Origin of the sequence: Chitinophaga sp. OAE865 (genome assembly GCF_040546735.1) — a bacterium.
In the GTDB taxonomy this organism is placed as follows: domain Bacteria; phylum Bacteroidota; class Bacteroidia; order Chitinophagales; family Chitinophagaceae; genus Chitinophaga; species Chitinophaga polysaccharea_A.
Window position 1 is genome coordinate 4,627,416 of record NZ_JBEPOF010000001.1, and the last position, 23,541, is coordinate 4,650,956.

General features: G+C 48.0%; 19 protein-coding genes. 9 read left to right on the forward strand and 10 right to left on the reverse strand.

Annotated features, from left to right (window positions below; genetic code table 11):
• Positions 1-3: 3 nt before the first annotated feature.
• Complete coding sequence (locus tag ABIE50_RS18695; RefSeq protein ID WP_142687047.1) at positions 4-477, forward strand: acyl-CoA thioesterase; 474 nt, start codon at positions 4-6, stop codon at positions 475-477.
• Between the two features lie 220 nt (positions 478-697).
• Here ABIE50_RS18695 and ABIE50_RS18700 read toward each other — a convergent pair whose 3' ends face one another.
• From ABIE50_RS18700 to ABIE50_RS18710, 3 genes are all read right to left on the reverse strand, one after another.
• Complete coding sequence (locus ABIE50_RS18700; protein ID WP_209857769.1) at positions 698-2,473, reverse strand: ABC transporter ATP-binding protein; 1,776 nt, start codon at positions 2,471-2,473, stop codon at positions 698-700.
• Between the two features lie 132 nt (positions 2,474-2,605).
• Entirely contained in the window at positions 2,606-2,839 is a 234-nt protein-coding gene (locus ABIE50_RS18705; RefSeq protein WP_209857770.1) for a hypothetical protein, read from the reverse strand.
• 71 nt (positions 2,840-2,910) lie between these two features.
• Positions 2,911-3,108, reverse strand: a complete 198-nt coding sequence (locus ABIE50_RS18710) for a hypothetical protein (protein WP_142687051.1) — start codon at positions 3,106-3,108, stop codon at positions 2,911-2,913.
• Between the two features lie 132 nt (positions 3,109-3,240).
• Between ABIE50_RS18710 and ABIE50_RS18715 the strand changes: the two genes are divergently transcribed.
• The 3 genes from ABIE50_RS18715 to nfi are packed head-to-tail and all read left to right on the forward strand — an operon-like array spanning position 3,241 to position 5,833.
• Positions 3,241-3,906, forward strand: a complete 666-nt coding sequence (locus ABIE50_RS18715; RefSeq protein WP_209857771.1) for an MgtC/SapB family protein — start codon at positions 3,241-3,243, stop codon at positions 3,904-3,906.
• Between the two features lie 9 nt (positions 3,907-3,915).
• Positions 3,916-5,121, forward strand: coding sequence for a DUF763 domain-containing protein (locus ABIE50_RS18720; RefSeq protein ID WP_209857772.1), 1,206 nt, complete (start codon positions 3,916-3,918; stop codon positions 5,119-5,121).
• Between the two features lie 22 nt (positions 5,122-5,143).
• The gene (gene nfi / locus ABIE50_RS18725; RefSeq protein WP_209857773.1) at positions 5,144-5,833 is read left to right on the forward strand and encodes a deoxyribonuclease V; all 690 of its coding nucleotides are present in this window, start codon (positions 5,144-5,146) and stop codon (positions 5,831-5,833) included.
• Here nfi and ABIE50_RS18730 read toward each other — a convergent pair.
• From ABIE50_RS18730 to ABIE50_RS18750, 5 genes are all read right to left on the reverse strand, one after another.
• Positions 5,830-7,452, reverse strand: a complete 1,623-nt coding sequence (locus ABIE50_RS18730; protein ID WP_209857774.1) for a hypothetical protein — start codon at positions 7,450-7,452, stop codon at positions 5,830-5,832. The genes nfi and ABIE50_RS18730 overlap by 4 nt on opposite strands.
• A gap of 153 nt (positions 7,453-7,605) precedes the next feature.
• A complete protein-coding gene (locus ABIE50_RS18735) occupies positions 7,606-8,772 on the reverse strand; it encodes an efflux RND transporter periplasmic adaptor subunit (protein WP_209857775.1) in 1,167 nt (388 codons plus the stop codon).
• A 34-nt stretch (positions 8,773-8,806) separates the two neighbouring features.
• Positions 8,807-10,039: a TolC family protein gene (locus tag ABIE50_RS18740; RefSeq protein ID WP_209857776.1), complete on the reverse strand. Its 1,233-nt coding sequence runs from the start codon at positions 10,037-10,039 to the stop codon at positions 8,807-8,809.
• Positions 10,036-13,167 carry an efflux RND transporter permease subunit gene (locus ABIE50_RS18745; RefSeq protein WP_209857777.1) on the reverse strand — a complete coding sequence of 1,044 codons (3,132 nt, stop codon included), beginning with the start codon at positions 13,165-13,167 and terminating at the stop codon, positions 10,036-10,038. Before ABIE50_RS18745 ends, ABIE50_RS18740 begins: the two co-directional genes overlap by 4 nt.
• A gap of 97 nt (positions 13,168-13,264) precedes the next feature.
• Positions 13,265-13,570, reverse strand: coding sequence for a DUF6660 family protein (locus ABIE50_RS18750; protein ID WP_209857778.1), 306 nt, complete (start codon positions 13,568-13,570; stop codon positions 13,265-13,267).
• Between the two features lie 92 nt (positions 13,571-13,662).
• Between ABIE50_RS18750 and ABIE50_RS18755 the strand changes: the two genes are divergently transcribed.
• The 4 genes from ABIE50_RS18755 (at position 13,663) to ABIE50_RS18770 (ending at position 17,373) form a co-directional block, all read left to right on the forward strand.
• Entirely contained in the window at positions 13,663-14,358 is a 696-nt protein-coding gene (locus tag ABIE50_RS18755; protein WP_142687059.1) for a LytR/AlgR family response regulator transcription factor, read from the forward strand.
• Positions 14,359-14,486: 128 nt separating this feature from the next.
• The gene (locus ABIE50_RS18760; RefSeq protein WP_209857779.1) at positions 14,487-14,678 is read left to right on the forward strand and encodes a hypothetical protein; all 192 of its coding nucleotides are present in this window, start codon (positions 14,487-14,489) and stop codon (positions 14,676-14,678) included.
• Between the two features lie 137 nt (positions 14,679-14,815).
• Positions 14,816-17,014 (forward strand): hybrid sensor histidine kinase/response regulator, encoded by a 2,199-nt coding sequence (locus ABIE50_RS18765; RefSeq protein WP_209857780.1) that lies wholly within the window; start codon positions 14,816-14,818, stop codon positions 17,012-17,014.
• Positions 17,015-17,172: 158 nt separating this feature from the next.
• Positions 17,173-17,373, forward strand: a complete 201-nt coding sequence (locus ABIE50_RS18770) for a hypothetical protein (protein WP_142687064.1) — start codon at positions 17,173-17,175, stop codon at positions 17,371-17,373.
• Positions 17,374-17,728: 355 nt separating this feature from the next.
• Here ABIE50_RS18770 and ABIE50_RS18775 read toward each other — a convergent pair whose 3' ends face one another.
• Together ABIE50_RS18775 and gyrA are read right to left on the reverse strand one after the other, a co-directional pair.
• The gene (locus tag ABIE50_RS18775) at positions 17,729-18,985 is read right to left on the reverse strand and encodes a tetratricopeptide repeat protein (protein ID WP_209857781.1); all 1,257 of its coding nucleotides are present in this window, start codon (positions 18,983-18,985) and stop codon (positions 17,729-17,731) included.
• Between the two features lie 161 nt (positions 18,986-19,146).
• Positions 19,147-21,753 (reverse strand): DNA gyrase subunit A, encoded by a 2,607-nt coding sequence (gyrA, locus tag ABIE50_RS18780; protein WP_209857782.1) that lies wholly within the window; start codon positions 21,751-21,753, stop codon positions 19,147-19,149.
• Between the two features lie 423 nt (positions 21,754-22,176).
• Between gyrA and ABIE50_RS18785 the strand changes: the two genes are divergently transcribed.
• Positions 22,177-23,499, forward strand: a complete 1,323-nt coding sequence (locus ABIE50_RS18785) for a saccharopine dehydrogenase C-terminal domain-containing protein (RefSeq protein ID WP_209857783.1) — start codon at positions 22,177-22,179, stop codon at positions 23,497-23,499.
• Positions 23,500-23,541: the final 42 nt, after the last annotated feature.

The window sequence follows — 23,541 nt, forward strand, 5'->3', positions numbered from 1 at the left end:
CTTATGGATTCTATTTATCACACTATTACCCTTCGGTTCCTTGCGGAGCCATCGGATGTAAATTTCGGAGGGAAGGTACACGGCGGCTCTGTTATGAAGTGGATCGACCAGGCAGGCTATACCTGCGCCGCCAACTGGAGCGGGCAATATGCCGTAACGGTATATGTGGGTGGTATCCGTTTTTTCAAACCCATTTCCATCGGCGACCTGGTAGAAATACATGCAACTATCATTTATACGGGTAATACCAGCATGCATATCTCTATTGATGTATTTGCAGGAAACCCGCGTCAGCAGCAGAAAACAAAAACCACCCACTGCGTAATGGTTTTTGCAGCAGTGGATGATCATGGCAAAACGGTGCCTGTTCCCAAATGGACTCCGCAAACCGCCAGTGAAATAAGCATGGAAGGCTACGCCAAAAAGCTTATGGATCTCCGCAAGGATATTGACGAGGAGATGCGGCCGTATATGTAGCTTTGTATCGCCTCCGGCGATACGCGGGTTTTGTCTGACTCAGGATTAAACTGATTTTACTGATTACCTGGATTTTATTTTTTAGATTTTATTGATTTTAAATAGGAAGGGAGATAAAAGCAAATATTCGCTTTTATCTCCCTTAATCATTTACAAATCTGAAAACAAAATCCAGGTAATCAGTAAAATCAGTTTAATCCTGAGTCAGACAAAACCCGCGTTAGCTGGCGAATTGCATGTCGCTTAGTGTGCGGTATAAGCCGCCATCCAGCCCTATCAGTTCGTTGTGGGTGCCTTCTTCTACGATACGGCCTTTGTCGAGCACAATTATTTTATCAGCCTGGCGCACGGTGGCCAGGCGGTGCGCGATCACGATGGAGGTTCGTCCTTCCATGAGCTTATCCAGGGCGTCCTGTACCAGTTTTTCGGATTCTGAATCCAGCGCTGAAGTGGCTTCATCGAGGATGAGGATACGCGGGTTTTTCAAAACGGCCCTGGCAATGGCGATGCGTTGCCGTTGCCCGCCGGAGAGCTGGATGCCCCGCTCTCCCACCACGGTTTGCAGGCCTAACGGGAACCGCTGTATGAATTCCCAGGCATTGGCTTTTTTCGCGGCTTCCTCCATTTCTTCCCGGGTGGCGCCGGGCTTTCCATAGGCAATATTTTCCGCGATGGTGCCGCCAAAAAGGAATACATCCTGGGGTACTACTGCCATTTGTGAGCGAAGCTCCGACAATGGAAAGGCGGTGCTTTCTTTGCCGTCGAACAGGATGCTGCCGCTTACAGGATCGTACAGGCGTAACAGTAAGGAAACGATGGTACTTTTCCCTGCACCGCTGGGACCTACCAACGCTACTTTCTGATCGGCATACACATCAAAGGAAACATCGTTCATGATGGTAAGATCAGGACGGGAAGGGTAATGAAAAGAAATATTACGGAAGCTGATCTGCCCGTCCAGCTGGTTTTCCGGGGCGATAGCCGTTACCGGGCTGATCTCTTCCGCAGGTTCATCCAGTATTTCCAGCAGGTGCTCGGTAGCGCCTATGCTCTTCTGCAGGTTGGTATATACTTCTGCGAGACCGGCAATAGATCCTCCGATGAACAGCGAGTATAATACAAACGATAAAAGATCTGCAGTGGGCATCCCGATAGACACGCCTCTCCAGATAACCGCTACCAGGGCGCCAAAGATGCCCATAATGATAAAGGAGGAAAAGGCGCCGCGGAATTTCCCGCTTTTCATGCCCAGCCTGGCTGCCTCATTGGTACGCTGGCGGTAACGCGCTATTTCAAAAAATTCATTGGCAAAAGCTTTTACATTCAATACGCCCTGCAGGGTTTCTTCCACCACTGTGTTGGAAGCAGCTACCTGCTCCTGTACCTGTTTCGAAAAGCGGCGGATAAACTTGCCGAAAACCACGGCCACCACCATCATGAGCGGCAAAATAGCCAGCATAAAGAGGGTCAGGTGCGGGGAAGTGACCAGCAAAATTACCACGCCTCCTATGATAATGATCATCTGCCGGATAAATTCGGCCAGGGTGGTGGTAAATGTTTCCTGCAGCAGGGATATATCTGATGAGATACGGCTGCTGAGCTCTCCTACCCTTCTTTCCAGGAAAAACTTCATGGGCAGCCGGATCAGGTGGCTGTAAATGGTTTGCCGGAGTGTTGCCAGTGTTTTCTCTGTTACGTTAACAAATAGCACAATGCGAAAGAATGAGAAGATAGCCTGCGCCACCAGTACGGCTACGAGAAGCACGCCGGCTTTGTTCATACCATTGAAAAGGAAATCATTGCTTTTCGGGTCTACCAGGTTACCCAGTAGTTTAGGAAAGGCAAGCCCCGCTAAACTTGAAACCAGGAGAAAAAAGAGACCCAGTGAAAACTGAGGCCAGTAGGGTTTTACATAACGGAACAGGCGAAATGTTTTTTTTAATGCGGCCACCTTTATTGGTTGCTTTGGGGCCGGGGTTGAGGTGTCGTTTTGCATTCGGATATTATCTTTATTAATAGAGGTAGACGAAAGGTATCCAAATATATTGCAAAAGCGGGATAAAAATTATAATGCCTCCGGAGTTGTTTTCCGATGGATGAAAAACAATACGGAGGCATTATGTTGCAGCTAAGGTCTGTTTTTGGATGAGTCCTGGGTGCCTGTCCCAAAGCGGGATGAATCTTCACCCGGGTTAATGGCGCCCGGAGGCATCTGTGCAGCGGGTACGGTATCCTGCTGAATCATACCAGCCGTATCCGTTGTATTTACTGTTGAGTCGGTTCCGGATTTGTTACCGTTACCGCATGCTGCGAGCATCAATACCGATGCTCCTGCAAGCATGAGCATGTGTGTTACTTTCATATACCGAATGTTTAAGGGTGAGGTAATACGTTTCTCAGTTGATAGGGCGCCTTCCTTAAACAGGTTACTGCTTATAACTTTGTTGAATCCGGTTTGGTTTTGGTAGTATCCACAGGTACAACACTGGTACTATCTACCGAAGGCATAGATACAGCAGCGGAATCGGCTTCCCGGCTGGCTTCTCTGGAACTGTTGCAGGCAAAAAGAAACATACTCAGGATGCCGGCCAAACAAAGTACAACGCATGATTTATAAATGAATGGTACCATTGGTAAATAGTTTTATAGTGATAGATTACATTCGTAACGGGCATTAAAGCAAACAGTTCAATATCCCTTACTTTTTTATTTAAGGAAGAATTGTGCCAACGCTTACATTTGTAGCATATATATTTTCAGAGAATGAAACATGTATTACAGATCATAGAAGAAGACCAGATACTGAAAGTGCTGATAGCATTGCTGATGGGGGTATTGCTGGGCCTTGAAAGAGAATATAAGCGAAAGGCTGCCGGTATGCGTACCATGACCCTGATATGTATGAGCAGCACTGTATTTACTATTCTTTCCGCGGAGCTGGGATACCCCAATTCTGCGGATCGCGTAGCCTCCAATATCCTCACAGGCGTAGGTTTTATTGGGGCGGGCGTTATTTTCAAGGGCGACTATTCCATTGACGGGATCACTACTGCAGCCTCTATCTGGATTGCAGCGGCTATAGGTATGGCTATCGGTATGAGCCAGTACTGGCTGGCGGCTGCCGCCCTTGTGGGCGCGCTCCTGGTGCTTATTTTACTGGAGTTTGTTGAACGAAGGATTGCCATGGTAAATGATAAACGGCTTTACACAATTTATTTTTATGAAGAAAAATTTCCACATATAGATGTTGAAAATATCCTACAGGAGTTTCAGCTGAAGTATAAGAAAATGATGGTGGTGAGAAAAGAAAACATCATAGAAGTAAATTACACGGTGCGGGGCGCTCACCACAAAATGGAACAGCTGGATAATTTTTTACTTACCAGTACCGGTATCATCCAATATGAGGTGCAGGCCAATCCAACTTAAAATATCAATATGTCATATGCAGATCTGCCTTTACACTACGGCCAGGTTCCACCCTGGCTGGCAAAGCGAATGAGCCTGTTGGGCGGCGCTATTGTAGAGGCTATTGTGACCGATTACGGTAAAGGAGAAGTGATTAAAAGGCTCAGCGATCCCTGCTGGTTCCAGGCGCTGGGCTGCGTGTTGGGCATGGACTGGCACTCATCAGGTATTACCACCAGTGTGATGGGCGCCCTGAAAAAAGCCATCAATCCCCGTTCTGCCGAACTGGGTATTTATATCTGCGGTGGTAAAGGGCGGTATAGCAAACAAACGCCGGCGGAACTAACCGCCATTGCATATAAGACCGGTTTACCCGGCGATCAGCTGGTATACAGCAGCAAGCTCACCGCTAAAGTAGATAACACGGCTGTACAGGATGGTTTCCAGCTTTACCTGCACTCTTTTATCTTATCTGATGAAGGAGAATGGGCGGTGGTACAGCAGGGAATGAATGATGCCAGCAGCATGGCCAGGCGTTACCATTGGCATTCTTCAGCGTTTCAGTCATACACAGAGGCGCCTCATACTTTTATCTACGGCCGTAACCAGGGTCGTATTCTTAATCTTACTGATCTGCAGGCAGGCAGCACCAAAACAGGTATCCTTCAGCTTACAAAGGAAAAACCCGCGCACCTGCTGCCGGAAATCCGTAACCTGGTGATGCCCTCCCATCACGATGTGAGAGCGGAAAATGTAAACCTGAAAAGGCTGGGCAGTGTGCTGGCACTGGCGCATGATACCAATCCCGCCGATTTTGAAGCCCTGCTGATGCTGGAAGGTGTAGGCCCCAGAACGCTTCAATCGCTTACCCTGGTGAGCGAAGTGATTCATGGCACCCCTTCCCGCTTTGAGGATCCCGCGCGGTTTTCGTTTGCCCATGGAGGTAAGGATGGTCACCCGTTCCCGGTGCCCACCAGGATCTATGATGAAACCATTCATACGCTGAAGGAGGCGCTGCATAAAGCGAAGATCGGTGAGTCTGATAAGAAAGACGCCATCAGGAAGCTGTCTGCCCTCTCACAGCAGATTGAAAAAGACTTTGAGCCCAATACCAACTTTGACAAGGTAATAGCCCAGGAGCGCCGCGATTCATGGCAGTATGGCGGCAGAACCGTTTTCGGGAAAGCTGTAAAGCCGGCGGATCCAAAAAGCGGCGACCAGCTATCCCTTTTTTAAGCAGCAATAAACAACGGCATTCATGATCAACTACAATGAACTAACTGTTCCGCAGGCCACCATTATACAAAAGGAATTAAAAGATACCGTAAAGATAACACCGTACAATGGTCCGCTTAATTATGTGGCCGGCGCCGATATTTCTTTCAATAAATTCAGTACCACCGTATATGCGGGTATAGTAATGATGGAGTTCCCTTCCATGAAGCCGGTGGGTTACAGCCTCGTAAAAAAAGAAGTGCTGTTCCCTTATGTTCCGGGTTTCCTGGCATTCCGGGAAGTGCCTGCATTGCTGGATGCCTGGGCGCAGCTACCGCTGAAGCCGGATATCCTGGTGGTAGACGGACATGGCATTGCGCACCCCCGCCGCATGGGCATTGCCAGTCATTTTGGAGTACTGGCACAGCAACCATCTATAGGCAGCGCCAAGAAAAAACTATTCGGGATGTATGAAGAACCGGGTATGGAAAAAGGCAGCTATACACCGCTTACAGACAAGCAGGGGCAGCAACTTGGTAATGTACTGCGGAGCAAAAGCAATGTAAAACCTGTTTTCGTGTCACCCGGACATCTTATAGACGTTCCCGGCAGTACAGAGATCCTGATGCAATGCATAAAAGGCTATCGCCTGCCCGAGCCTACCCGGCTGGCGCACAACGCGGTGAACCAATTCCGCACGGGGATAGTGCCGGAAGGCTGGACCAGCCTCTAAAACCTGATCCAGGCAATATTTGCTTTTTTCTCTAACCCTTTCCGCGAGATCAATACAGTAGCGTATACGCGGGTTTGCGCATTATAATCTGCCGCGCCCATCATACAGGCATATCCCTTTGTAACTTCCGGCATACCAAAAAGGAACAGCCGTTCCATTTTACCATTATAAAAACGGTAGCAAACGAAGTTGGCGTCTGTCGCGAATTTCAAGGGCTTGCGCACTTTATCCTGTCCCCCGGTATCAAGGTATTGCAGGTAGTCGTTGAAAAGCACAAAGGATACGCCCGGCACGGGAATATAGTCATACGACAACCATGTGTTGGTATTCAGTGCCGCAATTTTATTCCGGAACACCCACTCGCTTTTACTGCGTCGCTGCAGCTGGAAAGGCTCGCATACCCCGGTGATCACCTGGTACTTGGAAACGGCCAGGGTAGCGTTCTCCCGGCCGGAGGTATCCAGCAGGGTGATGCCTACATCGCCAAGATTGGTATGCAGTTTATTGAGCTGCGAGTTGCCCTGTTTGAAAAAGGAAAAGCTTTCCATCAGCAGGGTGCTGCTGCCGTCTTCGTTCAGGTATAACCGTTGTGGTGTGCCTTTGTAGTCTTCTTTGTAGCCCAGGTTCTGCTGTACATTGCGCGACAATTCGGGAAACGATAGCTGTACATGTTTTCTCAGTTTACCGGTATACGCCTGGAAAGTATTCATCATCATACCCGTATATCCTTCTTTTTGTTTTGAAGATACATACAGCAACATCCTTACCTGTGAACCGGCCACCTGGATATTTCCACCTACATTTCCAAAGCCAGCGGTGTAATCCAGCACTTCATGGGCAAAGGCAGCCGAGTCCGGCGAAAGCATAGAGAACAACACTTTTGCGCCCGCATCTCCTTCTTTCCGTTTGTCATTAAATCCTACTGTGCCCAGGTACACTTTCTCTTTTCCCTTCACCGCCATATTGATATAACTGAAATAGCTATACGAAGAATCGCTCAGGTAAAACCAGCCGCTGTTAATAAGCTCATGGGCAGGTGAAAAATGCAGTACCCGGATGCGCTCACGAATGCTGTCTGTTTTCCGGAGAGGCGCGCCGGAAAACAGGGCCACCGCGTAGTAATCGCTGCCGGCATCTTTTTCCACGTACATATCATGCGTAGCGAGGTTATTGTCTATAAACACGCTGCGGTGTTGTACACTGGGCAGCTCTCCCAGTTTATCTTCCCGTAGCAGCCTGCCCGTTTCCGCATCCAGCACCAGGCGGTACATGACAGGGTTATACTTAACCAGCTGTTGTAAAAAAATCACCGGCTGTCCGTTTATCTCAAAGATGCCATCAATTTCGGTCGATTCCAGGTCCGCCGCATTCCATAGCTGCGTATGCACCGTATCTGTTACTTTCAGGGCGCGCGCGGTATCATAGATATTGACCAGCAGCCCGTCCTTTTTGGAGAAATGCAGGTATACGGTATTGCCGTTCTTTAACTGCATCAGTTTATCCCATCCGTCTCCGGGTTCATCGAAATCGGGTCCCAGTGTAACCACGGGTACCTGGGCTACCGCTAAAGTGCTGATCAGTAAAACGCCAAAAAGAACGGGCCATCTCAGATATTTCATCTTACTACTAATTATTAATTTCAAATATATGAAATTAATGTAATTATATAAGATGATTTAATTAACCAGGAGCGTATAAAGAGCTTTATCAAAAGTAACCGGTGGAAACCGCATGGGATTACTTTTGATAAAGCCTGCGCTGTTTACAGGGGATCAGTGCCCTTCATGTTCACCGCTGTTTTTGAGTTTGGCCAGCAGGTCGTATGCGCCCGTTATCACTATTTCCTCTTCAGGCGGAGCTTTGGGAAATATTACTTCCGTGTATCCCTGTTCGCTGTTCCCTTTCTGCACTTCCAGCATATTGAAATGAAAGGTGCTGTCCGTGCCTGTTTTTTTCACAAAAACGTAGGCCTTGTTTTCAAAGTTCACCACGGCGGCATCAGGCAATGCTTTTACGGCGGCGGCGCCGGTTTCAATCATGGCCTGCAGGTAGGTACCGGGAAGCAGCTGGGTATCTTCTTCCTCCAGGTGGCAATGTACCCTTACCGTGCGTTCCTGGCTTATTTCCCGGCCAATCAGGTGAACAGTGGCGGTGCGTGGCTTTGCTTCGTTGGCCAGCGTAAAACGTACCAGCTGCCCGATCTTTAAGCGGGGCACGTCTTTTTCAAACACCGTTAACTCCGCATGTAGATGCTCGGTATTCACGATACGGAAAAGAATATCCGTTGGCGTTACAAACTGGCCCAGGTTCACATTCACCTGGGTTACATAACCGCTGATAGGCGCGTATACATTGATGCTGCGCTGAATATTCCCTTTTTGCAAAGTTGTTGTGCTGATGTTCAGCATAGACAGTTTTTGTTTCAGCCCGTTCTCTTTGGCCTGTAATGTTTGCCAGGCGGCTTTTGCCTGCTGCAATGTTTTCAGGGCATTTACATTTTCTTTGGCCAGCTCCTGCTGGCGGTTATATTCCGTTGTGGCATATTCCAGCTGGCTGCTTACTTCCAGGTAATCCTGCTGTAACTGGATATAGTCGAGGTTTTCCAATACGGCAATTACCTGTCCTTTTTTTACCGGCATGCCCTGTAATAAACTGGTTTGTTTTATAAAACCGCCCATAGGCACCGAAATGCTCACCTGCTGCTGCGGCGGCACATCCAGCAGGCCGTTTACTTTAACGGCACCGCTGATCTGGCGGTTTTCAGGTTTACCATAAGTGATGCCCGCAGTTTTAAACTGTGCAGCTGTAAGCTCCACCACGCCTGCTTCCTCTTCATGATCATGTGTATCCGTATTGGCTGTTTCCTGTTTTGCACCGCAGGAAACAAGCATAAAGGCGGTGATAACGGTAAAGGCTATATGTTTTCTGAATAATTGCATAAATATTTTTTTTAGATTGATGACCGGCAGAAACTTACTGCCGGCCCGCCAGGTAGGCCATATATAATTCCGCCTGCTTTACTTCGTTACGGGCCAGCAGGTATCCCTGCCTGGCAGTAAGCCCGTGCTCCAGGTTAAGAAAATATTCGGCATAACCGATATCCCCGCTCCTGTACGACTTCTCAGATTGTTTCAGCAACAGCTCCGTATTGGGCAGTGATGTGCGTTGGTAAAACTCCAGGCTGTTCCTGTTCTTGATAAACTGCTGCACTGCCTGTTCGTACTGGGATTGCAGCTGTATCATATTATTATCGAACTGTAAACCGGCGGCCAGCCGCTGCTTTTCTTCCGCCCTTACTTTTGCTTTCAGTGGCCCCATCCAGATAGGCAATGCCAGTCCTACCTGGAACCCCTGGAAACGGTTACTGTTAGTGGCCAGCGGTGCCCCGGAAGCGTTCAGCGGTGTGCCTGTGAATGATTGGTTAAAATAGCCTACGGTGATATCCGGCAGTATAGCTGCTTTGTATAATTGCTTCTGCTTCTCCGCAATGGTTACCTGTTGTTTCAGGTATTGCAGCTGTGGGTTGGCGGCTATGGCAGCATCATCATCCATCACCGGCATTGTGGCATCCGGTATAGCCGTTTCCGTTATACTCACCGGCGTATTGATGCCCAGTAGCGCCTGTAACCTGGCGGTATAAATATGGAGGTCTGCATCGTTCTGCCGCAGGGAGTTCTTTACTTCATTCAAACGTCCTTCTGCGGCGATCTTTTCCAGCACCCGGCTTTCGCCGGTACGGTATCGAAGGTCTGCACTGCGCACAAAGCCGGTGAAGATGCTGTCCTGCTCCATGAGCAGCGACTTTAGCTCCTGCAGGTACAGCAGTTGCACGTATACCTGTTTTACCTGGTACACCAGTTCATTTTGTGTTACTGCTTTGAGCCATACTGCTTTATCCGTTTGCGCATTGTTCAGTGCTTTCCTTGCGCCGAATACGGTAGGGAAAGGAATGCTTTGTGTGATACTGTAATTGTTATCATTGGCCACATAGCTGTTTGTTTGCCCGTATTGCAGGCTCACATCCGTTTTCGGAATCTCGCCGCTGCTGCGGGCCATTTTGCGGTAGTAATCGACAGACGCATCTGCCGCCTGCAGTCCTTTGTTTTGCTGTAATGCCAACTGCACGGCCTTTTCCATGGTCAGGGGCTGTGACTGCGCCATGGCCATAGCCGGTAAAAGCGTAACTATTAATATCCGGATCTTCATAATTTATGTTTTGAAAAGCCTTTCTCAAAATAGATGTACAAACAGGGTAATACCAGGAGGGTGAGCAACGTGGAGGTGATCAATCCGCCGATGACCACGGTGGCCAAGGGGCGCTGTACTTCCGCGCCGGCGCTGGTAGCCAGTGCCATGGGCAAAAAGCCAAGAGAGGCTACAAACGCCGTCATAAGTACCGGCCTTAATCGTGTAGCCGTTCCATTTAGCACCACGCTGTTGAGGTCCTCCATACCCGATTGTTTTAACCTGTTAAACTCACCGATCAGTACGATGCCATTTAACACTGCCACGCCAAACAAGGCAATAAATCCTACGCCGGCGGATATACTAAATGGCAACCCGCGCAGTAACAGCGCAAAAACGCCGCCTATGGCCGACATGGGGATAGCGGTAAATATGAGCAGTGATTGTTTTACGGAATGAAAAGTAAAATAGAGCAGGCCAAAGATCAGCAGCAGTGCAACGGGCACGGCTATGGCTAAACGCTGATTGGCTTCCTTCAGGTTTTCGAATTGCCCGCCATAGCGGATAAAGTAGCCTGAGGGCAGTTTCACTTCTTTGCCAATGGCGGCTTCAATATCTTCCACTACGCTGGCGATATCACGGCCACACACGTTGAAGCCAACAATGGTGCGCCTTTTGGCGTCTTCTCTTTGTACCTGGTTGGGACCGGTGGTCATTTTTACTTCGGCTACTTCCTGCAGGGGTACCTGGTTGCCCGACGGGGTGGTGATATACAGGTTTTGTACATCCGTGAGGTGCTGCCGGTTCTGCTTATCCAGCCGCAGCACCAGGTCGAACCGCTTCTCCCCTTCGTATACCAGGCCCGCGCTATGACCCGCAAAGGCGGTGTTGATGGTTTGATTAATGGTGGCGATATCCAGCCCGTAACGGGCTATCTTATCCCTGTTGGCCGTTACCACGATCTGCGGCAACCCGCCGGTTTGTTCTATGTACAGGTCTTTTGCGCCTGGCGTACGGTTTACAATGCCGCCAATTTTCCCGGCCAGCGATGCCAGTGTGGCAAGATCTTCTCCAAAGATCTTGATCCCTACATCCTGCCGCACACCTGAGATGAGCTCATTGAAACGGAGCTGGATGGGTTGCGAAAACCCGAAGCTCACCCCGGGGATGGCTTCGAGGGCTTCCTGCATTTTATTGGCCAGTTCCTCCCGGCTGCGGGCGCTGGTCCATTCTTTTTTGGGCTTCAGCAAAATGGTGAGGTCGCAGGCCTCCATGGGCATAGGATCGGTAGGTATTTCCGCAGCGCCTATTTTGCCAATCACTTCCTTCACTTCAGGGAACTGTTTCATCAGTATACCGGAGGCCAGGTTCACTTTGCTGATGGTTTCCGACAGGGAGCTGCCAGTGAGTAACCTTGTCTCCACGGCGAAATCCCCTTCTTCCAGGGTAGGTATAAATTCTCCCCCCATCTTTCCAAATAAAAATAAAGCGATCACAAAAAGCAGTATAGCCGTTGCCGTTACTAACGCCTTTGCGCGTAATGCGCCCCGGATAACGGGGTGGTATATACGTTGAAAGAAGCGCATGATGCGGTCGGCCACCGTCGTTTTATTATCCAGGTTCTTACTCAGCATCAGGGCGGATATCATCGGCACATAGGTGAGCGACAGGATAAAGGCGCCCAGGATGGCGAAGGATACCGTTTGTGCCATAGGTCGGAACATCTTACCCTCAATACCTGTAAGCGCCAGGATGGGCAGGTATACGATGAGGATAATGATCTCGCCGAAAGCTGCGGTGCTGCGTATTTTACTGGCGGCGTCAAAAACTTCTGTATCCATTTCCGGCTGCGACAGGCGCAGTGGCTGCCCGGTTTTATTCCGGCCTGCCAGGTGATGCAGGGTGGCTTCTACTATTATCACCGCCCCATCTACAATCAGCCCGAAATCAATAGCGCCCAGGCTCATCAGGTTGCCCGATACGCCAAACAGGTACATCATGGAAATGGCGAACAACATCGACAGTGGGATTACAGAGGCTACAATCAGCCCGGCGCGCAGATTGCCAAGGAACAGCACCAGTACGAAAATGACAATGAGCGCGCCCTCTATCAAATTTTTCTGCACAGTGCCTACTGCCCTGCCAACAAATTCACTGCGGTCCAGGAAGGGCTCTACCACCACGCCTGCCGGCAATGTTTTTTGTATCTCAGTAATCCTTGCTTTTACGGCTTTCACCACTTCGCTGGAATTCTTTCCTTTCAGCATCATTACAATGCCGCCTACGGCTTCCCCGCTGGCATTGCGGGTCAGCGCGCCGTAGCGTACGGCATTGCCCAGCTGCACGGTGGCAATGTCTCTTATCAGCACAGGTATCCCCTCCGGCGTGCTCTTCACCACTATCTTTTCTATATCCCCCAGGCTGCCGATCAGGCCCTCGCTGCGGATGAAATAGGCGTTGGGCTTTTTATCGATATAAGCCCCGCCGGTGTTTTGATTGTTGCGCTCCATCGCATTGAACACGTCGGCTATACTGAGACGGTAGCTGCGGAGTTTATCGGGGTTCAGCGTTACCTGGTATTGTTTCAGCATGCCGCCAAAACTGTTTACTTCCGCTACGCCCGGAGTACCGAGCAGCTGTCGCCTTACATACCAGTCTTGTATAGTGCGCAGTTCCCGTGCATCAAATTTTTCCTCATACCCTTTCCGGGGATGCAATACATATTGATATATTTCCCCAAGGCCGGTGGAAACGGGCGACATTTCCGGTGCGCCGATACCTTCAGGGATATTGGCCCTGGCTTCTCCCAGCTTTTCATTCACCTGTTGCCTGGCCCAGTAAATGTCTACATCATCATGAAATACAATTGTAACCACCGACAACCCAAACCTTGAAATGGAGCGGATCTCCGCCATTTCCGGTATCACGGCCATGGTTTGTTCAATAGGAAAGGTAATAAGCCTTTCCACTTCCTGTGCGGCCAGCGAGGGCGATTGCGTGATCACCTGCACCTGGTTGTTGGTGATGTCAGGCACTGCATCTACCGGCAGCCTTAATAGGGCGAAAACACCAAATGCCGCCAGGGCAAACGTAAATATCCCTATCATTAATTTGTTCCTCACAGAGAAACGAATGATCTTATCCAGCATGATTGATTCAATAAGTAATAAAATGAAGTACCATAGCCATACCTGCACCGGTAAAAGGCGCGGATATGCTCATAGCAAAAACATCTGTAAAACGTAATTAAACCAGCTGTGGGGGCTGCCAGATGGTATCTGGTAAAGAAGGAAGCGGGTTAACGGGCAATGCCGGGTAACTAACCATAACCTGTTGCGTGATAAAATGAACCGTTACAGCTGCACCGGGTGTAGCCTGTATATTGCAGCAGCTGCATACGCAGAGCGGGGAGCAATAATCCGGTTGCGTTTCATGGTCGTGCGAAGTGGAAAGCTGTGCAGCCACAGGGTTGCTTACCGCCTGGTAATCGTTGCAGGGAATGCACGATAACAGTACAATATAACAGCTTAATATGTAAAGCAGCCACTTCATCTCTGCAAATGTAAAACTTAAACACAAAATGCCGCCCGAAAAAACTGCATCGCAGTTGCGGCTGAGATGATTTTTGTACTTAAATTAGCCGCATGAATTGCCTGATAGTAGACGATAACAAGCTGGCGCGCACCGCCATGAAGCAGCTGGCCAGTCATGTAGAACAGCTGCATGTAGCGGGTGAATGCAGCAGCGCCATGGAAGCATATAATTTTTTACAGAAAGAAAAGATAGATCTGCTGTTGCTGGACATTGAAATGCCGGGTATGAGCGGCCTGGAACTTACCCGTAACCTGGGAAAGAAGCGCCCGGTGATCATCTTCACAACAGTAAAAAAAGATTACGCGGTAGAGGCATTTGAATTGAATGTGGCAGATTACCTGATTAAACCGGTGCAGCCTGCCCGTTTTATCCAGGCTATTGAAAAGGCGCGTGAAATCACCGACAGCAATCTCCGTGAGCTTCAGGTATCCGATACCGAGTTTGTGTTTATACGCGACAATGGTGTCCTGAAAAGAATAAAAACAGAAGACATCCTTTTCCTGGAGGCGATGGGCGACTATGTAAAATTAAACACTCCCCAGAAATTCCACGCCATCCATACCACCCTTAAAGCGCTGGAAGAAAAGCTGCCCGCAGGTAAATTTATGCGGGTGCACCGGTCCTACATTGTGGCGCTCGACAAAATTGAATCCATTGAAGACGGCACCATTATTATCAATAAGAACGCTATCCCCGTAGCAGATGCCTACCGGTCTGCCCTTAACAATAAACTGAATCTCCTGTAACTCAACGACACTTTCCCCTTTTTGAACGACAGCTCCTGCCTGTTGGGCCATTAGTATTGTCCTTCTTTTTTCCCTGGATGTACCTTTAGGTTGTCAAAACAATTGATCACTAAATAAAATATACAGCCATGAAAAAGTTTGGTATTGTAATCGCTGCAGCTATGTTGTTTATGAGTGCATCATCTTTTGCACAGACCACTGCGCCTAAAAAAGAAACAAAGAAGGAAGTTGCTGCCAAGGCGCCTGCACACAAAAAACACGCGAAGCATCATCATACAGCAAAACCTGCTGCTGCTCCGGCTGCACCAAAGGCAAAATAACGGGATTCCTTTGCTACACATAATTGGCCTCAGCGGATAATTGCGCTGAGGCTAATTATCTGAAGGAAGGAACAATAAAATTGCTACTTTTATTGAACCGGCTTTCCTATATCAGCGTTTATATGTACTAAACTGTCATGCAGCCTAAAAGAATCAAATATTACCTCCTTGGCCTGTTCATTACCGGAATGATATTATTTGTTGTGCTGCAGTTCAATTCCGCTAACAATATCCACAAGCTTATTAAAGGCAATGAGCAGCTGCTGCAGGAACTGAATGTGAAGAATGAGCTCCAGAAGCTGCAAACGAATATGGCCAAAACCGACAGTAAAGTGCGTGGTGCGGTCATTTCCCAGGATACCCTTCATATTACCGGCATTGAAGCCGAAATAGCTATCATAAAGGCCGATCTCAAAGAGATCAATAAGATCATCAAGAACGACAGTACAGAGAAGCTCCTCACCCAGCTGAACTACCTGGTGGATGAAAAGAACAACTTCAACCTGATGGTGCTGGATACCTTTTACAGCCAAGGTAAATGGGCCGCAGAAAAGCTCATTAACAACCAGAAGGGGAAGCGGCTGGGAGAAGCTATTACCGGCATTTTACGGCAGCTGGATACCACCCGGCAATCGGAGGTGAACCGTACCACCCACCTGATAGACAGCAGCGGCCAGAAAGCCCAGCGATGGGGCACTGTCCTGGTTTTCTTCGCCTGCTTAACGAGCTTGCTGGCATTCCTGTATATTACCAGCAGGATCCACAAGCAGGAACAGCTCATAGAAGCGCTGGATGAATCGCGGCAGCAGGAAAAGAAACTGGCCGCAATAAAGGAACAGTTCCTGGCCAATATGAGCCATGAAATACGCACCCCGATGAACGCCGTGATCGGGTTTACCAATTTGCTTAAAGTACAGCCACTGAACGATAAATCCAAAGAGTACGTAGCCGCCATAGAGAATGCGGGGCAAAGTTTGCTGGAAATCATCAACGACATCCTGGATATCTCCAAAATAGAATCCGGTATGATGCGCATAGAAGCTACCTCCTTCAGTTTGCGCAGTGTATTGCATGCCGTCAATACCATGTTCCGGCCAAAGGCTGAAGAAAAGCAGCTGCAGCTGTCTGTTACCATCGGGGACGATGTACCAGATATTTTATATGGGGATGTTGTGCGGCTGACGCAGGTGCTGGTAAACCTTACCAGCAATGCCGTTAAATTTACCGGGGAAGGAGCTGTGCGCATACACGTAACAAAAACATGGGCGGAAGATAATGCAGTGCGTGTATTGTTCACCGTTAGTGATACCGGCATAGGCATTGATCCCTCCAAGCAACAAAGCATCTTTGACCGCTTTAACCAGGCGGAAGCCGCTACCACCCGCAAATACGGCGGCACCGGTTTGGGGCTTGCCATCGTAAAACAGCTGATAGAGCTGCAGAACGGCTTTATTTCCGTGGAAAGCAAACCAGGTGAAGGCGCTACCTTCAAAGTGGAATTGCCATATACACTGGGCGAGCCACTGCTTGAAGAAGGGACTAACTATCTTACAGAAAATGACCAGCTGCCATTACACCCGGATGTACGGCTGCTGGTGGCAGAAGATAACAGGATGAACCAGATCCTGCTCCGTCATTTACTGGGGAGCTGGCATCTGCAATACAAAATGGTGAACAATGGCAAAGAGGTATTACAGGCATTGGAGCGGCAGCACTTCGACCTGGTGCTCATGGATATACAAATGCCTGAGATGGACGGCTATACGGCCGTACAGGCCATCAGGAATGAGCTTCATTCCACTATCCCGGTAATAGCCATGACGGCCCATGCCATGACCGGCGAACGTGAGAAATGCCTGCAAATGGGCATGAATGAGTATATTTCCAAGCCTATTATTGACGACGACCTGTACAGGATGATCCAACTGTACATTGGTAAGCTGCCGCCCCGGGAATTGCCGGCTGTTCACCAGCTGCCGGGTGAAAACGGTGTTCATCAGCTGATCAACCTGGACTATCTTCACGACCTTTCCAAGGGCAATACCCAATTCGAAAAAACGATGCTGGAGCAATTTATTGCACAGCTGCCGGAGGAATTATCATTGCTGAAGCAGGCTGTGGTGGAGGAAAACATAGCGGCCATACGCGCTACCGCACATAATCTCAAAACTACGGTGTCTTTTATTGGTTTACAGGACCACCTCTACCCTGTGCTGGAGCCCCTGGAAAAACTGCAGGAAAACAGCTACCATTCCGGTACGGTGGCAAGCCAGTTTAATACGCTGAAACAGCTGTGCATACAGGCTGTACAGGAAGCCATCCATATATTATTATAGTTCCCCGTTATACATTACCGTACATTTTTCCCTGTTCAACGACAGTAATACCCTGTTCACCGAAACATCCCGCCAACACCCTCTTTGCTGATGTATTTTTACTTCAGAAACTATAACAATACATTCTTTCATCTAATCATTTTAAAAAATACAACATCATGAAAAAAAGCCTGATCGCCGCTGTAGTAGTAATGAGCATTTCTGCTGCATCTTTTGCACAAGCACCAGCTGCTAAACCAGCAAAGAAAGCCGCTAAAACTGAAGCTAAAGCGGAAGCAAAACCTGCTGCTGACACTACTAAGAAAGCTGCTAAACACGAACATGCAAAGAAAGCTGCTCCTGCTGCTAAAAAAGCATAATTCAACACCATACAGCGTTTGAGTTAAAAAGTCCCGTTGGCTTTCGGCTAACGGGATTTTTTTTTGCGGAGTTTGTCTGACTCAGGATTATGATGATTAGAATGATTAGTTTGATTTTATTTTTTGAATCTGGTAAATAGTCAGCTGACTATTTACCGATGTCTTGATAGCTATTAATCATTCATAATCCTGAGTCAGACAAAATCTGCATCGCCTAAGGCGATAAACCTCCGCTTATTTCTCAAACTAAAAATAAGATCAAGCTAATCATTATAATCCTGAGTCAGCCAAACTCCGCGCGCATAAAAAAAGCCCGCCGTAAGGCGGGCCTTGTACTTATTATCATGTACGGTTACTATTTCTGTAAGCCGTCCAGTTTCTTTTTCACTTCTTCTACTTTTGCAGTATTGTTTTTGATCGCATAGATCTTCTGCAGTGCATAGAGGCAGCTTTCGTAAGTTTGTTTGTCGCTTGCATCGAGGCTGCTGGCTTTAGCGGTGAAACCTTCATCAGCTTTCTCGAAGAAAGGCAATGCCTGACCCATCAGTCCTTCTACCTTGGTCTGTAATTCTTTGGCTTTAGGAGAAGTTTGCTGTTTGCTGTCCAGGCCATTGAGCTCTTTGTTGAAAACAACGGCACGGTTAAAGTACAGTGCGCCCAGCTGGAAATTGGCAGTTGCATCAGCAGGGTTCATTTCGATCGCTTTCTTGTACGCTGCTTCTGCTTTACCTATCAGTTCTTCGTAGTTTGCTGGTTTAGGAGCATCAGCGCCTTTCTCATCGCGGGGATTAGCCAGGTTATCTACGCGGATAGCGTAATCCAGTACAGCTGCCTCGTCGTTTGGATTGTCGGCGATCTTCTTTTCCAGCATACCCAGTAATTCGTTGGTTTTACCGGTTTTGCTGTAGAAGGCCATTTCCATATCGTTAAAGCGTTTATCCTTAGGGAATAATGCTTTAGCCTGTTCGATTGTTTTCAGCCAGTTAGCCTGATCTCCTTTTTCTTCGTACAGCTGACCCAGGATCACGTAGAGTGCAGGTTCGCCTTTGAACTGCAGGTCTGCTGCTTTTTTCAGGTAGGTGAAAGCATCGTCTTTTTTACCGGCCTGGTTGGCAGCGTAACCAACGTAAAAAGTGAGGGCAGTATCTGTAGGAATGGAGCCACCGAGGTTTTTACTGTTATAGAAGTCAGCTACTTCAAAGGCCTGTTTGAAGTTATACAGGGAGGAGTCCCATTTTTGTTCATTCAGGTTAGCATAACCGGCGTTGGCAATAGTAGCATAAACGTTGAACAGAGGCTGGTTCATTTCCAGTACAGCTTCTTTCATTTTAGGATCTATTTCCAATGCTTTTTTGAAGGCTGCAAAAGCTTCTGATGCGAGTGCCGCACTTTTCTGCTTGGTGCCCATAGCTTCCAGGATCTTACCATCTACCAGCCATGTTTTAGCGTCGTTTTTGGTCTTGTCGTTCTGTAATGCTGCGTCAATATCCGCTTTGGCTTTTTCCAGGTCTTGCTTCTTCAGGTTCTCATCCGCACTGCTAACTTTTGCCCGTTGTGCCATAACCGATACACCGGCCGTGCAAAAGAGAAGAGATACCAATAATTTTTTCATGCTTTTGTTTTTTTTAGTTGCTGATTACAATAAGAGTATGGTGCTCCAATAAATAATAATACAACCAGCAGCATAGTTACCACTAAAAACCGGCTGTATTTTTTATCAGAAACCGGTAACAGACCTGGTTACGGACCTGTTACCGGTTATAAAAAGATGATTTATTCCTCTGTTGCTTCAGTAGCTTCACCGTCGGTTCCTTCCGGTGTGTTGTCATTTTCACCTGCTTCAGGTGTTTCTTCGCCTGCTACAGCGGTTGTTCCGGCACCTTCCGTACCTTCTTCCGCAATGATGGCTTCTTCTTCCTGCTCATCGAGTCTTGCTACAGCTGCAATTTCATCGTTATTATCCAGGCGGATCAGGCGTACACCCTGTGTGGCGCGGCCGGCTTCGCGGATATCTGCAACGGCCATGCGGATGGTGATACCGGATTTGCAGGTGATCATCAGGTCATGTTTCTCCGTTACGTCAAGGATCGCAATGAGGTTACCGGTTTTCTCCGTGATGTTAATGGTTTTCACACCTTTACCGCCACGGTTGGTAATACGGTATTCCTCGATGTTGGTACGTTTACCGAATCCTTTTTCAGATACCACCAGGATGGTTTTCTGATCGTCTTCTTTATTAACACAAACCATACCAACCACTTCATCTTTGTCGCTGTCTACCTCAATTCCCCTTACACCAATGGCGCCGCGACCGGTGTCACGAACCGTTACTTCAGGGAACCTGATGGCGCGCCCGCTCTGGATGGCCATCATAATCTGGCTGTCGCCGGTAGTCAGTTTGGCTTCCAGCAGCTGGTCGCCTTCATTGATCGTGATAGCGTTTACACCGTTCTGACGGGGGCGGGAGAATTCTTCCACCATTGTCTTCTTGATGATACCCTTCTTGGTACAAAGTACAATATAATGGTTATTGATAAAATCTTTATCGTTGAGGTCTTTAATGTCGATGATAGCGCGGATCTTATCATCGGCCGGCAGCTGGATCATGTTCTGGATGGCACGTCCCTTACCGCTTTTTTCGCCGTCCGGAATTTCGTAGACCTTCAGCCAGTAGCAGCGGCCTTTTTCCGTGAAAAAGAGCATGGTATGGTGGGTAGAGGCTACGAACAGGTGCTCTATATAATCCTCATCACGGGTTTTACCGCCAATTGCGCCACGGCCACCGCGTTTCTGCTGGCGGTAGTCATAAGCGGAAGTACGCTTGATATATCCCAGGTGTGAAATGGTGATCACCACATCTTCTTCTGCGATAATATCTTCTATCCTCATTTCGCTGGCCAGGTACTGGATCTCGGTCTTGCGCTCGTCACCGAATTTCTTCTTCACTTCTTCCAGTTCTTCGCGGATGATCTTCATACGTAAAGATTCATCGGCCAATACATCTTTCAGGTAAGCGATCAGCTTCATGATATCGTCGTACTCGGCGCGGATCTTATCGCGCTCCATGCCGGTAAGGCGCTGTAAGCGCAGCTCCAGTATGGCTTTCGACTGGATCTCAGACAACCCGAATTCGGTCATCAGTCCTTCTTTTGCCACATCAGGCGTAGCTGCGGCACGGATCAGCGCGATCACCTGGTCCAGGTGATCCAGCGCGATCAGGTAACCGGCGAGGATATGTGCTTTCTCTTCTGCCTTACGCAGGTCGAAGCGGGTCCTTCTCACCACTACTTCATGACGGAAGTCGATGAATTCCGCGATCATATCTTTCAGGTTCAATATACGGGGGCGGCCTTTTACCAGGGCCACGTTATTGATACCGTAAGATGTTTGCAGCTCGGAGTATTTAAATAACTGGTTGATGATCACGTTGGAGATAGCTTCCCTTTTGAGATCAATTACCAGGCGCATACCTTCACGGTCGCTTTCGTCGCGTACATCGGAAATGCCTTCAATAATTTTATCGTTTACCAGCTGTGCAATTTTCTGGTGCAGTACCGCCTTGTTGATCTGGTAAGGCAGTTCATAGATCACCAGTTTTTCGCGGCCGTTCTTGGCAGTTTCTGAGGTGATCTTACCTCTTACCACTACCCTGCCCCTGCCGGTTTCAAAGCCTTGTTTAACGCCTTCAAAACCGTATATAATACCTCCTGTAGGGAAGTCGGGCGCCTTGATATGTTTGACCAGTTCATCAATGGTGATGTCCCTGTTTTCGATATACGCCACTGCACCGTCCACCACTTCGCTGAGGTTGTGGGGCATAATGTTGGTAGCCATACCAACGGCGATACCGGAAGCGCCATTCACCAGCAGGTTGGGAATGCGGGTAGGCAGTACCGTAGGTTCCTGCAGGGTGTCGTCGAAGTTGTTGGTAAAATCCACCGTTTCTTTCTCGATGTCTTCCAGCATGGCTTCTGCGATCTTCTGCAGGCGGATCTCAGTGTAACGCATGGCAGCCGGCATATCGCCATCTACCGAACCGAAGTTACCCTGACCATCCACCATGGGATAACGCATGCTCCAGGGCTGTGCCAGACGTACAATGGTGTCGTAAATGGAGGCATCACCATGCGGGTGATACTTACCCATTACCTCACCCACAATACGCGCTGATTTCTTGTAGGCCTTGTTACTGTGGTTACCGAGTTCATTCATCCCGAATAAAACACGGCGGTGCACAGGTTTCAGACCATCTCTCACATCGGGCAGGGCACGGCCCACGATCACGGACATAGAATAATCTATGTAGGCCGTTTTCATTTGCTCCTCGATATTTATCTGGACAATTCTCCCTTCCTGATGATTTTCCGTATGCTCTGTCATTTTGTGTGTTGATTTACAGTTTTTTCTGCGTAAAACAGATAAAGGCAAATATAGCCATTTCAGCCCTTATTCCGGCCTAAAAATCAAAGAATGTGAATAAAAAACGCCATAGGGAATAACGATTATATTGTGATATGGATATATGATTGATTTAAACAATGAATGACAACCATTTATATGCCTTTTGCGTTATAAATAAATAACCCGATTTTTGATTTATCTGCTATATGTTAAGACCCATTAATATATTAGAAAATAAATATTGGCAAAGTATTTGTTTCTAAACGGCTGATAATCAATAGTTCGAATCAACGGAAAACATATATATAATAAGAACAAATCCGAATTTGCCTGAAAATTCGAACATAAGTGTAAAAAGTGCTGTTATTCCCCTGATTCTTAATCACTTTTCTAAAGAAGACTATGAAGAACATACTGTTGTTTGGCGCCGGTAAATCGGCCACCAGTCTGATCGACTATCTGTTGGCAAATGCACCGAGGCAAAAATGGCATCTCACAGTGGCCGATCACGACCTTTCGCTCATTAAATCCAAAACAGGAAAATCATATTATGCTACACCCGCTGCACTGGATATCAAAGACGATGCAGCCAGACAACAACTGATCAGAGATACCGACCTGGTTATTTCTTTATTGCCTGCTACCCTTCATATCTTGGTGGCAAGGGATTGCCTGGCGGAAAAGAAACACCTGCTTACCGCTTCTTATATTGATGATGAAGTAAGACAACTGCAACCCGAAATTGAAAAAGCAGGTTTGCTGTTTATGTATGAAATGGGCCTTGATCCCGGTATAGATCATATGTCGGCCATGAAACTCATTCACTCTATTGAAAAGAAAGGCGGACAGATCTTCTCCTTTAAATCATATTGCGGTGGTCTTATCTCCCCGGACAGTAATGATAATCCCTGGCAGTACAAAGTGTCCTGGAATGCCCGGAACATCGTAATGGCAGGCATTTCCGGCGCTACCTACAAGGAAAAAGGAAAAGTAAAAGAACTTACCCACGAACAACTTTTTGATCATACAAAAACCATACAGGTACCCGGCCTCGGTAAACTGGCCTTCTACCCCAACCGCGATTCCCTGGGCTATATGCAGGCTTACAAGCTGGAAGACCTGGCCACCTTTATGCGAGCCACCCTTCGCTTCCCCGACTTTTGCGAGGGCTGGAATGCCCTGATAAAGCTGGGCCTGACAGATGATAGTCATAAAATTGCCACAGATAAACTAACGTATACGGAATGGGCATCACATGCCGTTAAAGATGGAACAGGCACCCCGGAAGAGAATATAGCCCAGCTCCTGGGCGTTAGCACCAAGTCCAAAGTGATCCGCCAGCTAAAATTCCTGGGATTATTAAGCACAGAAGTCATAAATTTAGGGGAACAAACCAACGCAGGCGTGCTCCAGTCCCTGGTAGAGAACAAACTTAAAATGGAACCTGCCGATAAGGACATGATCGTAATGATGCATGAAATTGAGTTTGAACGCCGCAGTATGGCCACCAGGATGCACAGTTACATGATTGTTCAGGGAGAAGACAGCATACACACAGCGATGGCGAAAACAGTAGGGCTCCCACTGGGCATTATGGCCAAAATGATCCTCCAGGACAAGATTACATTAACAGGACTGCAGATACCGGTAATGCCGGAAGTATATAACCCCGTTCTAAAAGAATTAGAAGAGTACGATATCAGATTTGAAGAAAGCTTTGAATAAGCAAAGTCATTTTTTTCCTATGATGGACTCTAATCGGGCACA